Below are 13,894 nucleotides of genomic sequence, written 5' to 3'. Positions count from 1 at the left end.
TGTGGCCCGAGTTGCCGGGCCAGCGTGCGGCCCCCTGAACATGCCCGACCCCAACCCGAACAGGACACCGGCCAAAGCCGCTCCGGTCGGCCGCGTGGTAACGCGCGCTCCGCATGAGCGAACGGCCAGAGGGTGGGCGGTACTTCGCTTACGAAGACCCCGGCACTCAGGGCGGGTGCCGGGATCAGGGGGAAGGGAGGTCCGGCCGGGACCCCAGTCTGGTCGGGGCGCGGGCCCAGACCCGTCGGCTACGCCCGTGTGGTGTGGCTGAAGCCGAGGGAGGTCAGTCCTTCGGACTGGCACAGCCTGTCGGAGGGGCCGCCGACTTCGGTCTGGAGGAGCTGGTAGGCGGCGCCGTGGGACTGGCCCCAGTGCATCGCGGCTCGCCACAGGACGCGGCCCAAACCCCGTCCTCGGGCCTCGGGCAGGACGGCGAAGTACTGGGGCAGGAGCTGGGGGCATCCGATCGCGTCGGGGCGCACTTCCATGGGGCCGATCGCGCCCACGATGCGGTTCTCTGGGGCGGCGGCGAGGACGGGGCCGCACCGGCCGGCCTGCATCTGGGTGTGGAGGAAGGCCAGGCCATCGGCAGCCATGGCCGTGGCGAACGGGGCGAAGGTCTCCTGCACGGCGGTTGGCCAGTCGGTGACGGAGCGGACCGGGCCGCCGGGGTCGGGGCAGGGGCGGGCGGTGAAGTCCTGCAGTTGGATGCGCGTGCCGCGCGGGAAGCCGGTCTCGGGGCCGAGCGGGCGCACGACCCTCGCGTTGACCGCGTCGTGCACGGCGGCGAGCTTCGCGGCCAGTTCGACTGCTTCGTGGACGACGCTGTCACGGTGCCCGTAGGCGAAGACCTTGACGGTGCCACGTCCGCGCCGGGTCAGGCCTGGGATGAGGGTGTGGTCGGGTTGGTGCACCACGTCGCTGTGGAGGACCCTCTCGTCTTTCTCACTGCTCCAGCGCCGGTCCTTGTCGTACGGCAGGAAGTCCCCGGTGGCGGCTGCTCGCAGGGTGTCCTCGAAGATGTCGACGGTCAGGGCATCGGGATGGACGGGGCCGAGAGTCGGCACGATCGGCGCGGTCAGTACGGGCCGGAGCCAGTCCCAGCGGAAGAACATGAACGGCACCCTAACCGTCGGCCGGTCAGGGCTCAGGCCCCGACGCGAACGCGCCAGGGCCTGAACGGAACCGACCGGATCTCGGTCAGTGGGGGTTGTCGTCACCGGCGTCGCAGGAGCACTCCGCGCTCTCCACGACGTCGTCCAGGTCCAGGACGGCGGTCACCGAGAGGGCGGCAACGGGCGGTGCCGCGCGGCGCGCCGAGGTCGGCGGGCCGGGCAGAAGGGTCACCAGTACGGGCGGGGTCATGATGCGTTCTCCTTGTCTCCGTGTTGGCAGTAGCTGTGCAGCGGCGCCTTCGCTTCCTGGTAGTGCTTGGCCAGGGGGCGGCAGACCCGGCAGGTGCGGGACAGGGCGCAGCCCTCGCACCCACCGGTGCGAAGCATGAGGCGGTCGGCGATGGCGCCGAGCCGGGTGAGGCCATCGATGCCTTCGGCCATGAGGTCGATCTGGCCGTCCCGGCCGACCTTGCAGATCGACACCTTGGCGTGCGGGTCGGCGTGGAAGAAGGTGTGTCCCGCGTTGCAGCCGGCGAACGGCTTGCGCTGCCGCAGGTGGGCAGCGGACTGGGCGAGCAGCGGCTCACCGCCGCCGTAGATCGTGGGCGTCATGTTCGTGTACGCGTGGTTCTCGACGTTCCACTCCTCGGCGAGAGCGGCCATCTCGTCGGCCTCAGAGGCGTTGTCCTCGGTCACCACGACGTTGATACGCAGAGGCAGGCCCGCCGCGCGTGCGGCGTCCATGCCGCGCCGGAACGCCTTCCACGCTCCACGGCGCTGGGTGAGCGTGTCGAAGGACTCCTCGCTCGACCCGTACATGCTGACGACCAGCCGGTAGGGCGGGCAGTCGCGGAAGAGCCTGAGCAGGTCCGGCCGCCAGAGCAGCGAAACCGTTGGTGGAGATGGTGAGCATCATCCCGGCCTGCCAGGCGTACCGGTAGGCGCCCTGGAAGTCCCGGTCCATGGTGGGCTCGCCACCGTTGTCGCCGCTTAGTTGCGGTGTCTCTTTCAAGCCCTGCGCGAGCATTGAGATCCGTCCAACTAGTGTTCTGTCGTTTGCAGTCGACTGTGTCTCATACCTAGAGTCACCCGTCATGCAACAGACATTCTTCTCGGCTGATGGCTGGGAGTCCTGGGGTCTCGATGACAGGCCGGTGATCCCCGAGGGCATGCCGGTGCTCGTCGATGACGACCTGCTGTTTGAGGATGGTGGGGTACCGCGGCCGACCGTCGCCGTGAATCGGTGGCTGAGTGAGCTGCCGTCGAGTGGCTGCCCGTCACCGCGGTCGTGGCGGTACTACGCGCAGGTGTTGCGTGGATGGTTGGAGCATCTTGCCGCGCACGGGTTCGGCCCGTTTGAGGAGCGGACCCGTCTGAAGGCGGCGTTGAGTTCGTACGCGGTGTTCCGGGCGAGCGGTCCGCTGGAGCAGCGGATCGAGGCCACGACGTGGAACCAGCACATGAGCATCCTGTCCGGCTTCTACCGGTGGGCGGTGGCTGTAGGCGTCGCTTCGGCCGAGCCGTTCACTTACAAGCAGGCTCAGACGTTCTACGGCGATCAGGTACGCGAGCGGTCGGTGAACCTGGCGAACCGTCGTACCCCGAAGGCCCACGTGACGATCAAGTACCTGGAGAACGACTTCGCCGAGTTGTTCCTGCGTGCTCTGGCGGGGCTGCGGCCCGACGGAGGCGAGGACGAGGGCTTCCGCGGGAGGGAGACTGCCCGCAACGCGGCGATCGGCCGGCTGGCGTTGTCGACTGGCCTGCGCCGACAGGAGTTCACCTACTTGCTCACGACCGAGGTTCCGCCGCTTCCTCCCGCGCCGACGGCATTGCCGATCCCCTTCCCGGTGGCGGCCGGCATCACGAAGGGACGCAAGTACCGCACGACCTGGATCGACTATGCGGCGCTGGCCGAAGTACACGGCTACATGGACCTGTTCCGGCCCCTCTCCGTCGAGGCTTCGCCGTGGCGTCCGCCTGCGCGATGGGGGGAGCCGCTGGTGGTGACCGAAGCGGATGCGCGAGGCGGGAGGGTCAACGGCAAGCGCACGCAGTGGGCTTCGTTGCGGCCGGTCGAGCGACGGCGCCTGGTCGCCCCGGACGGAGGCAGCATGTTGCTGGCGGTCCGGCACGACGGCGGCCCGTTCACGGCCTGGCCCACCGTCTTCGCCCGCACTTCGACGCGGATCCGTGATCGGCACGAACCCCGGTTCCCTCACGTCTTCGCCCACCGGCTGCGTCACAGCTTCGCGATGCGCGCGTTGGAACTGCTGGTCGGCGGCTATTACACGCAGGCAGCGAAGCTCGTTCGCGACACGGATGCCGATGCCGCGCTGGCGCTCTACCTGAGCAAGGCCGATCCGCTGATGGTGCTGCGCGACCTGCTGGGGCACTCCAGTGTGCTCGTCACGGAAACCTACCTTCGGCGCCTGGACATGACCCGCATCTACAAGGACGCCTACGACCGGGCGGAACGCCTCTACGATCCCGTCGGCCGCGAGGCAGTCGCCCACGAGGTCGACGACGAGTTCGACGAAGACGAGGAGAGTTGATGCCCGCGCGTATCGTCGACGAGCCGCTGGGCATCGAATGCGTCCTGAGCAACGCCACCACGGTCACCTTGACCTTCGGCACGTGCCCCAATTCGGTCCTGGCCCGCGAGCTGCTCAGCGGCCTGGTTGGACTGGTCCACCCGCACGGGCGGGTCGATGCGCCCTCCACCGTGGAGATGTACGTCAACGCCGCCCGCGCGATGGTCAAGACCCTGGACGCCGGCGGTTTCACGGGGTCGGCTGCGGGGCTTTCCCGGGCACGTCTCGCAGAGTACTTGTGGGGCCTGTCTCATCAGGCTGAAGCGGCCTGCCGTCGCATGCTGACCGTCTTCGATGAGGACGTACGGGTACTGCGGCCCGAGGTGCGTGAACTCGTCCGCGGCCGGGCGTTCAACCGGACCGTACCCAGGCCACCGCTGGCTCCCTACGGAGAGCGGGAGTGGGAGCGACTGCAGGAAGCATGCCGTGCTGTGGTTCGAGAGTCCTACGCCGCTCACCAGCGGGCGCTCGCCGCCGCCGAGGAAGGCCAGGATCCCCGCGAGGGTGGGTGGAGCGAACCGAACGTGCACTGGCAGCTTGTTCATCGCGGCCCGACCACCGCTGCCGAGATCAGCGCGGAGCTCGGCTGGAGCACGCCATGGGTAAACCGGCAGATCCCCGAGCTCAGGCGGGCGACCACCGCTCTGTTCCCCGACGTTTCTGCGACGCTGGCCTACCGGCTCCTCTTCGCCACCTACACCGGGGTCGTTCCCGACGGTGTCGACGATCTCAGCGTCGAGGGCCTGGACTGGGCCGGCGACGGGGTGGTCCTGCTCGACTACCTCAAGGGCCGCACGGCCAAGGAAAGTACGACGTTGAACCGGCGCGGCGTGCGCCTGCTGGAACAGTGGCTGCGGCACTCCGAACTGTCCCGACGCCACGCTCCTCGCGAGTTCCGTGATGCCTTGTGGCTGCGGCACGTGCCTGGCAGCGTCGGGGGGCCGTGGCACACGACCCCCATTTCGACGTATCCGGTGCGGGCCTGGATGACCAAGCACCGAGTCTTCGGCGACGACGGAAAGCCGCTCAAGATCCACGAATCCCGCATCCGGACCACCTACCAGTCTCTGCGTGAACGGCGAAGCTGGTTCGGCAGCACCCGAGCCACCGTGGACCCGAACCACACTCCCCGGGTGGAAGGCGATCACTACCTGACCGTGACCACACCGGCACAGAAGGACGCCGTCGAGACCATCATCGAAGAAGCTCAGGCCGACCTGCTCCGCAAATCCCGTCCCCCGCTGATCCTGACGGATGAGCAGGCAGCGGACCTTGCTGGGGAACTTCCCCGGCTGGTCGCCGGGATGGACTTGGACGACTCGGCGCTTGCCGAGCTGCTCGGCGGCGAGCGCGACGTGTTCGTGGCAGCCTGCGCCGATCCACTCAGCGGCCTGCACGGTCCGGCGGGCAAGCCCTGCCCGGCACGACCGTGGATCTGCCTACTCTGCCCACTGGCGATCTTCGCGCCACGGCACGTCCCGAATCTGCTACGGATGAAGGCGTTCTTCTCCCGCCAGTGGAAGCAGACGCCTGCCGCCCAGTTCATGGCCGTCTTCGGCCCCTACGCGCAACGCGTCGATGAAGTCCTCGATGTCTTCCGCGCGCGTGACGCACAACTGGTCCTCCGCGCGGCCGCCACGGTGGCCGATACCGACGACGAACTGCCGCTGCTTCCCGAGGAGCGCACACAGTGATCAGACGCCACACCGCCGTGAGCACCGCGGAGCCCCTGGGTTCCGCATTCGCCGGGCTCGCTCTCTGCCCGGCGGCCGGATTCGCGCTTCCTCCCGGGCAGGCCGGGCCGGCCTTCGGACAGGACGTCTGGGACTTCAGCCAGGTCACCGGGCTCCCCGCCTACATGAAGACGGCCGACCGAATCCTGGACTTCACCCCGATCCGCAACCCGCTCTGGCGGGTGGTCGCCAAGGAGTACGTCGCGGCCCTGATGCTCCCGGGCCATGAGCGGGTCCGGGAACTCCCGAAAGCCGTACGCACACGCCATACCGTGCAGACGTGCAACCAGAAGCTGAAGGAGACCGCTCGGTGGCTGAACTGGCTCACCAGCCACGGCATCTCCCGACTCGGAGACGTAACGGAGTACCACTGCGCCGCCTACGTGGCGGAACGTGCGCGACGTCGCGACAAGAAGGGCGAGGTGATCGGGCAGCAGAGCCCGACCATGGCCAGGGCCGCGAACGTCGTCATCGAACTGGCTCACTACCAGGCGCTGTTCAGTACTGACCGCTACCCAGTTGACCTGCAGCCCTTCGGCGGGCGAGCCGCGTCGACGGTCGCGGGCCTCCGCAGGACCAGGAACGGGGAGAACTCCACCCCCGTCGTCCCCGACGAGGTCCTGCAGCCGTTGCTCGGTGCCGCGCTCTACATGGTGCAGGTCCTCGCCCCGCACATCCTCGCGCTGCGTGACCAGGTCCGTGACCTTCAGCAGCTGGTACCGAGTCCAGAATCACGCGTCCGAGGCGTGGCCGTGCTGGAGGAAGTCGTACGCCGCCGGATCGCCGAGGCCCGGCCCCTCGACCGACTTCCGCAGGGACGTATCACCCTGCGTCTGTCCAAGGGCACGTTCGCGCCGGACGATCCACTCCTGCATGTGTCACTCGACTCGCTCGCCCGCGAAGCGGGACGCTCCGGCTTCGACTACCGCCACCTACCGGCGCTGCGTCCCGTGCTCCTGCGGGCCCTGGACGCGGTGGGAGTCGAGCAGCCATGGGGCCGGGACGCCGCTGAGGTCATCCGGGCGGACGAACAGGGCGAGATCCCGTGGACGGTCCCGATTCCCGAAGATCAGGTCCGGACTCTGGAACGTCAGCTGCGGACGGCATGCATCATCGTCACCGCGGCGGTCTCCGGGATGAGGATCAGCGAGATCGCCGAGCTTGCCGTGGGCTGCCGCCTGACCGAGGAGTCGATTCCGGGCATGGTCCGCTATCGCCTGGCGAGCAAGGTCATCAAGGGACAGCCGCTCGGCGGCACGGATGACGAGTGGATCGTCACGGAAGAGGTCCACCAAGCCGTCAAGGTCGCCGAGGATCTCATGGGCTCCGAGGAACCAGGAACCCTGTTGTTCGGGAACTTCGCCTTCAACCTGCTCTACCGACGCTTCTGTCGCTGGGTCAACGGCCCCAGCGGGCAAAGGCTCGGCCTGTCTCCGATCCCTGAGCACCAGGTCAGCATACGTATGTTCCGCAGGACGTTGGCCGTGGCCCTGGCCTACCGGCCCGGCGGAGTGCTCGCCACCAAGATCGCTTTGAAGCATGTGTCCGTGGCGACGACGGAGGGGTACGCGAATCGGCCCGGCGGCGCTCAGTCCCGGCTCCTGGCCGAGGTCACCGCGGAGGAACAGCAACGCAACCTTGACCTGGTGCTTGCCGAATACCGCAAGCACCAACAGGGGATCCAGCCCTCCGGGCCGGGCGCGAGGGACCTCGTGAAGTTCTTCGACTCGGTGGACAGGTCTCTGCACGAACAGACGACGAAGGCGCCACACGTCGTGCTCAACGATCAGCAGATCCGCACCATGCTCTCCAAGCGGGCCTCGTCCCTCCACCTCGGCGTCGCCAACTACTGCTGGTTCACGGACCCGTCACGGGCACTCTGCCTGAGGCTCGCCCAGACTCCGAACGCCAAGAAGCCGCTGATCGGGATGTGCGACTCCACGCGTTGCCCGCAGGCCACCCACCACGCCTGCCATCGACCCGTCTGGGCCGAGCACCAGACAACCACCAAGGTCTTCCTTGGCAACCTCGGCCGCGGACACAGAGCCGAACGCGAACGCCTGGAAGTCGATCTTGCCCGCTGCGAGCACGTCCTCGCCGAAATCGACAGCACCGTCGGAAACGGAGCCTGACATGGGACGCATCACCGATCAGGACCGCCAGCACAACGAGACGGCGATCCGCGCCGCGATGGACCGCCTACTCGCCGGGGACCTCCCCGAGGACAGCCGACGCGACATCAAGACCCTTGCCGCAATGGCCGGGGTCACCCGCACCGGCTTCTACCCGAAGAAGAACCGTGACGGCTCCTCCCGCCCCGGCCCCTACCAGCATCTCGCCGAGGAATTCAGCCGCCGCCTGCTGGCCCTCGAAGCGGCCGGCCAGATCGTCGACCCACGAGCCGCGCAGATCGATCGACTCAAAGCTCACGTGGGTGAGCTCAAGGAACGGGTCGCCGAACGCAACATGCAGATCTCCGAGTTGACCGAGTTCAAGCAGCAAGCACTCTCTCGCATCGCCGCACAACACCAGGAGATCGAGCGCCTACGTGCTCAGATCGGAGCAGGAAGCAAGGTCACTCCGCTACCTAGGTGATCAACTCCAAGGGATGCCTGCGGAGGGTGTGGGGGTGGGCGGTCAAGCGTCGGGGTCGACTTCGGGGTGCGTGAACCGCACGGGCTTGCCCAGCGACCGGGCGTAGGTGATTTCGGCTCGGGTGCTGTCTCCGATGTAGTCGCCGACTACGAGTGCCTCATCAGCGAGCCGGATCTTCGCCCGGTGCAGATCGTCGAGTCGAACCTTCAGCGCCTCGGCCTCGACAGGATCGGACCAAAGTTCGTGCGGCGACTTCATGTCGCAACCCGGTTTGACGACGATCTTTCCGGCTTTGGTCTCGCGCAGATCGGCCTCGGTCATCTCGGTCATGAAGCGGGTGGAGCCGCAGATCACGACGATACGCGGGAGGCTCAACTGCTTCTTCGCGTCGGCGAGTTTCTCCTCGGGGGTGAGCGGTTGCAGGTATGACACTGGTTCCTCCTGGTGGTGTGGTCCAAGGGGTGCCGGCGGAGACGAGAACGAGGGTGTCCAAGATCGTTGGACAGCTCGACCTCGAACGGTACCGAGGGCGCACACCCGGAGGGGGCATAGCCCGCGTCATGCAAAGCATCCTCGCGCTGACCGCCAAGATCTGGCACAACGACGCCACCGGACAAACCTTCCTGCGCTCACTGATCGCTTACGATCACTGACCCCTTGGAATAGATGATCTAGCCGGCCGCCGCGGGCAGCTCCGGCGCGGCCGTTCAGGCTGCGGCTTCGCCGGAGTCCTCGTCGTCGTTCCGGGCGCCGCCCCGCCTGTAAGGCGGGATCTCGATGACACGCCCGTCGCGGAGAGTCCTCGTGTGCTTCTTCACGCCGTGCTCGACTGGGGAGTTTCGCGGCTTGCCGGAGGCGGAGTCCGACTCGCTCTCCTTGACCTCGGTGAAGTCCTCGGCGTCTGCGACGGGGGCGTCCTCGGTGTCCTCGTCGCGCTGAGCGAGCTGCTCCAGGGCCGTCTTGGTGACCACGGCGCCGACGGCTAGGAGGATGCTCCCGGCGGCGATGAGCTTGCCCTTGTGCCTCTCGGCCAGGGCCTTCGCCTTCTCGGTCACGGACCTGGGCTTGCTGTTCTCGGGCTTCCCGTCCTCGGGCATGGAGTCGCTCACGGGCACAGATCTATCGGACTTGTCCCCGATCTGTCAGGTGTTCCCCCGATTTCGGATCGGGGGAACATTGGGCCCATGGAGCCCCCCATCGTCCAAGAGGTGATCCGCGAGTGCCTGGCCGCCAACCCTCGGTTGCCGAGCAGTGCGAGGGGCGGCTTCCTAGTCGGTGACACCCAGCGCAGCGCGCGCACAGCGGACGAATTCGTCCATGGCCTCGTTGTGCTCCCGCCAGGACTGCTCAAGCAAGGGGCCGATCTCAGGCTCCAAGCCGTCGTTGAGCAGAGCCGACTTTCCCTCTGAGCTCAGATTAGGGATCCGGTCGAGAGCCGCCGACGCCGCATCGTGTGCATCCATCATGTTCGAGTCCTCGGCCTCATACGCGGCACGCCAAGCATTCAGGGCCTCCACGGCCCGACGAGCATCCTCGTACTCGGGCATCCAGACACGTACGCCCGTCAACTGCATGTGGAACCGGTACGCCTCACCTCGTTCGCGCGCAAGACGCTGAAGGTCCTGCGACGCATGCAGAACGCGGGAGGACACTGCGGTGAGGGAGGCGGGTGCGACAAGCTGGACCACCCCCCAGGCGTGGAGAAGTTCGTCGTATGCGGGCGTGGAAGCTCCCCCGTCGGGCTGCCGGAACAGCGTGTGCAGCACTCGGCCGAAGGCCCTGTCAGCGTGGATCAGGTTCGTCGCTGCGCTGATCCGCTGCTCGCGCAGAGCCGCAGCGTGGGCGGCGGCCGCGGCGTGGTCGGCCTGTTCGCGGACCGCTTGGAGGGTTGCTGCCGCAGCCGTTGTTGCTGCCTTCTCCGCAGCCTTGGCCTGCGCGTGGCCCCCACGGGCCTGGATCCAGGCTCCGAGCCAGACTCCGGCGAAGGCGAGCACGATGGGAAAGAGCCAGACTATGAGCGCCTGGTGCTCCTCAAGGAAGTCAGTCACGCACAGATCTTCCTGCAGAAGAGCACCGCCTGCTCCCTCTGCCGGAACTGCTGCTCCTCAGCGTCGCCGAACACCGAGCCACCCACCCCACCGCCCTCGCCCGTTCACGGGTCTCGTCGTCCTTGACCACGTTGTCCACGGCGCCGAATGGTTCGCCGACGCCGCCGTCCTCCTCAACCGGATCGGCGACTCTCTCGGGGGCGACGCGTGACCGCCACGGCGATCGCGCCGCCGCAGCCCGCTACACCACCCGCCGCCTCAAGACAAAGAGCAGGCAATCGGCTCCTGCATCTGACGTCCCAGGGAATCCGCGTGCGGTCGGCGGGCAGCGGGCATTCGAGGTGATCTTCCTCACGTGTTACGGTCGTTGCCGTCTTCGAAAGGGACACGATGCGAGTCGTCATGGCAACACGGCCGGGCCTCTCCGCCCGCAACTGAAGCGACACGACCTGCGAGGGACACCACGACCGCGCGAACAACCGCCGGTGACCTGGAGCCAGAGGACACCGGCGTCGCGCATGATGTCCAGCAGCCGCACCTTGTCCTCCCAGCCGAGCCCGGAGAAGGGCCGCTCGCCGAGGTAGCAGTGCTTGCAGCCGAAGTTGCAGCCGAGGTTGATCTCCCAGGAGGCGCGGCAGTAGCCGTACGGGGACGGCTCGCGCACCAGCACAGTGCCCTGCGCGGGTCGGCCGCTCAGGTCGACGCCCCAGACGTCGACGGCGGTCTGTACCGCCCAGGCAGGCAGAGCCTCACCGTCGGCGGCGGCCTGCCGGATGCCCTCGTAGTGGTCGGCGGGGATGCGGGCCCCGGCCCTCGCTCCGGGCTTGAGGAGCAGGTGCCCGTCGAGGAACGGGGATGCGATCAGAGCGTGGGCCATCAGTGGCCCTCCTTCCGGATCATGGAATGCGACGGCACGCGTCAGCCCGACGGCCGACGCGGCAGTAGATCTCGCCGAGCCCGTTGCAGGTGCCGCAGCTCTTGCCGGACGAGTCGGCGCCGCTGCCGCCACAGTCCCCGCAGCTCTCGTTGCGAGGAGGGCGAAGGCGCCGGGTCTGCATTCCGCCGTAAGAGTCAGGGCGGGCGACGAGGAACGTGCGGTTGCGTGGGCTCATGATCAGCTGGTGCACGAGGCCTCCTCCAGGGCGTCTTCCCAGGTGTGCTGCTCGGTGTGGCCGGCGAACAGACAGCAGCCCTCACCGTCGGGCCCCGGGGCGACCGCCGGGCAGTCCGGCAGCACGACCAGGCCCAACTCGGCCTCATGCCAGCGGAGCCAGAGCGCGGTGCCGTAATCCAGGTCGTCGAGGAGGCCGTAGTGCTCACCGTCCTCGTGTGCGGACAGCTGGCACTGCACGGCACTGTCGACGCATCCCGAGGTCGACCTCTCGCGGGCTTCCCGTAGCAGGTCCAGCGGCAGCCGCCGCCATTGCGCGCACCTCATCACGACACCATCCGGAGCAAGCCCGCGGAATTCCGCTCCCTGCACCGACGGCACGCACACGCCGGGAAGCCGCCGGGGTTGTCCGGGACCACCGGATCCTCGCCCACGCGGACCTCCGTGAGAGGCCCCCACGTCCGGCCGGAGTCGTGCGAGACCCGCAGCGTCATCCGTACCTCGTCCTGTCCGTTCGCCATGGTCGGGAGCATCGCGATCCGCGCGCTCGGTCAGAAAGGCCAAGCGGATTACCCAACTTGGGTAACATCACCCTCGGTTGACCTAGAGCAGCGATCCGTAGTCCTCACGCCGGAGCGTGCCCGATGCCCGAGCCACCCCGCTCGAAGGAACTCCCGGTCAGCCTGCTCACGGACCCGGTGATGATCGAGGCATGCCAGATCAGAGACTTCGGCCGCATCTTTCAGCTGGTCAAAGCGCGAGCAGGCATCTACCCGTCCATGATCGCGCGACGCTGCGACCTCACCCCCAGCCGCGTCGGCGAGGTGATCGCCGGGCGGCGGCAGCTGGTGCATATGGACGTGATCGAGCGGATCTCTGACGGACTGCGCATCCCCGGCCACATGCTCGGCCTGGCCCGGCGCTCGTGGGAGACCCCGCAGAACCTGACCGTCACACCACGAGAACCCCAGGAGGAGTCGGCGCCTGTCGAGGCGCAGTTGGCTGCGGGGCTGCCGGGGGCCGACGTGGACAGCATCCTCGCCCTGGCGGCCGAGCGGGATCTCAGCCCGTCGACGCTGGACGCGCTGCATTCGTCGATCGCGGACTACTGGCGCCGCGACGACGAGCACGGCGGGGAGACCTTACGGCCGGCGGTCGTCGGCCAGCTCCGCTACGTCGTCGATCTCCTCAAGGAACAGCGCCCCGCGTCTATGCGGGACGGCCTGCACAGCATCGCGGCCGAGCTGGCCCGGCTCACCGGATGGACCTACTTCGACGCCCGCCAGTACAACCAGGCACGCGCCTACTTCACCGAGGCGCTCGGTCTCGCCAAGGCCGTGGACGACCGCCAGTTCATGGCCAACGTCCTCGCCTGCATGAGCCTCCAGGCCACCTACCAGGACAGGCCCGGGGATGCTCTCGCACTCGTCACGGCGGCCCAGGACCAAGCCTGGGGCGCGGTGGGGACAACGCCTCGCGTGCTGGCCATGCTCGCCATGCGAGAAGCCTTCGCCCACGCCACCCTCGGGAACCACAGCGCCACCCACGGCGCGATCTCGGAAGCCCACACCTACTTCGGCCGGATCAGTTCCGGCGATCCGGACCCGGCGTGGGTGGCGTACTTCGACGAGCCGAAGCTGATCGTGGACACCGGCATCGCACACGGCCGACTGGGCGAAGCTGCCCTCGCCGAACCCCTGATCGCGGACGCGCTACGCCGCGAACACGAATCGAACCACCGGGGCCGCGCCTTCCACGCCTTCTGGCTCGCCCGCACCCAGCTCCAGCGCAGCAAACTCGACGAGGCGTGCCACACGGCCATCGACGCGCTGGCCCCGGCGGCGGCCGTCAGCTCGCAACGAGTCGCCGGCCACCTCCAGGAGTTCTACGAGCAACTGGAGCCCTTCCGCCGGGAGCCAGCCGCGGTGGCGTTCGAGGCCCGTCTCCGGGAAGTATTGCCCCGCCAAGTCAGCGGATCGCCTCGTCCATGAGCACGTAGAGCAGCCCGACCAGGGAGCCGCTGCTGACAATCTCGCGCCGGTCGATCATGACCCTTACGTCGGCCAGCGGGATCCACTCGATCCGGTCCGACTCGTTCTTCTCGGTCGGCGGCCCGTCGTATGTCGCCCCGTCGGCCCGGAAGACGTGGTGCTGAGAGTCGGTGATGCCGTTGGCTGGCTCGGCGTAGATCAGCGGCTTGATCGGGCCGGGGCGCCAGCCGGTCTCCTCCAGAACCTCACGGGCCGCTGCGTCGGCCGGCGTCTCGCCCTCCTCGACCAGGCCCATGGGCAACTCCCACGCCCAGGCATTCGTGATGAAGCGGTGCCGCCACATCATCAGAACCTCACGTCGCTCGTTGACCACGGCGGCCACGGCCAGGTGGCGGAGCTTGACGACGTGGTGTTCCCAACGGTGCCCGTCCGGCGTCTCGACATCGGTGAGCCACAGGTTCACCCATGGGTTCTCGTAGATCGGACGTTCCCCGTGGATCTTCCACTGCATCGCTGCGGCCCCTCTCGATCGGCCTTCAGCATCGCAGAGGCCTCATGACGCAGCCCCAGGTTCGCCAAAATCGCGTCAGGGTGACGAAATGGGGGATCTCACTAAGGGCTGTCCCGTAATCCCCGGTGGATCAGCGCGCGGCGTCAGATGCGGTGCATCGCAAGGCGGAGGGGCGTCCTCATACTGGGCGTATTCG

Annotated in this window: 13 protein-coding genes and 2 pseudogenes; 6 read left to right on the top strand and 9 right to left on the bottom strand. The window is 67.9% G+C overall.

Annotation, left to right across the window (positions count from 1 at the left end; translation table 11 throughout):
• Positions 1-248: 248 nt before the first annotated feature.
• The 3 genes and pseudogenes from ACWGI8_RS10755 to ACWGI8_RS10745 all read right to left on the bottom strand — a co-directional run.
• Positions 249-1,115: a GNAT family N-acetyltransferase gene (locus ACWGI8_RS10755; protein WP_453659785.1), complete on the bottom strand. Its 867-nt coding sequence runs from the start codon at positions 1,113-1,115 to the stop codon at positions 249-251.
• Positions 1,116-1,200: 85 nt separating this feature from the next.
• Positions 1,201-1,365, bottom strand: coding sequence for a hypothetical protein (locus tag ACWGI8_RS10750; protein ID WP_214903619.1), 165 nt, complete (start codon positions 1,363-1,365; stop codon positions 1,201-1,203).
• A pseudogene (locus ACWGI8_RS10745) lies at positions 1,362-2,094 on the bottom strand (radical SAM protein); the annotation flags it as partial. The pseudogene ACWGI8_RS10745 and the gene ACWGI8_RS10750, both read right to left, overlap by 4 nt.
• 175 nt (positions 2,095-2,269) lie before the next feature.
• Between ACWGI8_RS10745 and ACWGI8_RS10740 the strand changes: the two are divergent.
• The 4 genes from ACWGI8_RS10740 to ACWGI8_RS10725 are packed head-to-tail and all read left to right on the top strand — an operon-like array spanning position 2,270 to position 8,037.
• Positions 2,270-3,670 carry a tyrosine-type recombinase/integrase gene (locus tag ACWGI8_RS10740; protein WP_453659784.1) on the top strand — a complete coding sequence of 467 codons (1,401 nt, stop codon included), beginning with the start codon at positions 2,270-2,272 and terminating at the stop codon, positions 3,668-3,670.
• Positions 3,670-5,403 carry a hypothetical protein gene (locus ACWGI8_RS10735; protein ID WP_453659783.1) on the top strand — a complete coding sequence of 578 codons (1,734 nt, stop codon included), beginning with the start codon at positions 3,670-3,672 and terminating at the stop codon, positions 5,401-5,403. The genes ACWGI8_RS10740 and ACWGI8_RS10735 overlap by 1 nt, the downstream gene beginning before the upstream one ends.
• Complete coding sequence (locus ACWGI8_RS10730) at positions 5,400-7,574, top strand: site-specific integrase (RefSeq protein WP_453659782.1); 2,175 nt, start codon at positions 5,400-5,402, stop codon at positions 7,572-7,574. Before ACWGI8_RS10735 ends, ACWGI8_RS10730 begins: the two co-directional genes overlap by 4 nt.
• Position 7,575: 1 nt before the next feature.
• Positions 7,576-8,037, top strand: a complete 462-nt coding sequence (locus tag ACWGI8_RS10725; protein WP_266922945.1) for a hypothetical protein — start codon at positions 7,576-7,578, stop codon at positions 8,035-8,037.
• Positions 8,038-8,079: 42 nt separating this feature from the next.
• On the opposite strand, the gene ACWGI8_RS10720 is transcribed toward ACWGI8_RS10725, so the two are convergent.
• Positions 8,080-8,469, bottom strand: coding sequence for a hypothetical protein (locus ACWGI8_RS10720; protein ID WP_453659781.1), 390 nt, complete (start codon positions 8,467-8,469; stop codon positions 8,080-8,082).
• Positions 8,470-8,537: 68 nt separating this feature from the next.
• On the opposite strand from ACWGI8_RS10720, the pseudogene ACWGI8_RS10715 reads away from it, so the two are divergent.
• Positions 8,538-8,690: pseudogene (locus ACWGI8_RS10715) on the top strand (IS982 family transposase); the annotation flags it as partial.
• A 54-nt stretch (positions 8,691-8,744) separates the two neighbouring features.
• Here ACWGI8_RS10715 and ACWGI8_RS10710 read toward each other — a convergent pair.
• The 4 genes from ACWGI8_RS10710 to ACWGI8_RS10695 all read right to left on the bottom strand — a co-directional run bounded on the left by ACWGI8_RS10710 (position 8,745) and on the right by ACWGI8_RS10695 (position 11,523).
• Positions 8,745-9,146: a hypothetical protein gene (locus ACWGI8_RS10710; protein ID WP_453659780.1), complete on the bottom strand. Its 402-nt coding sequence runs from the start codon at positions 9,144-9,146 to the stop codon at positions 8,745-8,747.
• Positions 9,147-9,305: 159 nt separating this feature from the next.
• Complete coding sequence (locus ACWGI8_RS10705; RefSeq protein WP_453659779.1) at positions 9,306-10,085, bottom strand: hypothetical protein; 780 nt, start codon at positions 10,083-10,085, stop codon at positions 9,306-9,308.
• Between the two features lie 400 nt (positions 10,086-10,485).
• Positions 10,486-10,962, bottom strand: a complete 477-nt coding sequence (locus tag ACWGI8_RS10700; RefSeq protein ID WP_453659778.1) for a hypothetical protein — start codon at positions 10,960-10,962, stop codon at positions 10,486-10,488.
• Between the two features lie 237 nt (positions 10,963-11,199).
• Complete coding sequence (locus ACWGI8_RS10695) at positions 11,200-11,523, bottom strand: hypothetical protein (RefSeq protein ID WP_453659777.1); 324 nt, start codon at positions 11,521-11,523, stop codon at positions 11,200-11,202.
• Positions 11,524-11,840: 317 nt separating this feature from the next.
• Between ACWGI8_RS10695 and ACWGI8_RS10690 the strand changes: the two genes are divergently transcribed.
• On the top strand, positions 11,841-13,187 hold the full coding sequence (locus ACWGI8_RS10690; RefSeq protein WP_453659776.1) for a hypothetical protein: 1,347 nt from the start codon (positions 11,841-11,843) through the stop codon (positions 13,185-13,187).
• Here ACWGI8_RS10690 and ACWGI8_RS10685 read toward each other — a convergent pair.
• Positions 13,165-13,698: an NUDIX hydrolase gene (locus ACWGI8_RS10685; RefSeq protein ID WP_453659775.1), complete on the bottom strand. Its 534-nt coding sequence runs from the start codon at positions 13,696-13,698 to the stop codon at positions 13,165-13,167. The genes ACWGI8_RS10690 and ACWGI8_RS10685 overlap by 23 nt on opposite strands.
• Positions 13,699-13,894 lie beyond the last annotated feature (196 nt).

It is taken from the genome of Streptomyces sp. NPDC054841, assembly GCF_053611045.1.
This window is presented reverse-complemented; position numbering and strand designations above follow the sequence as displayed.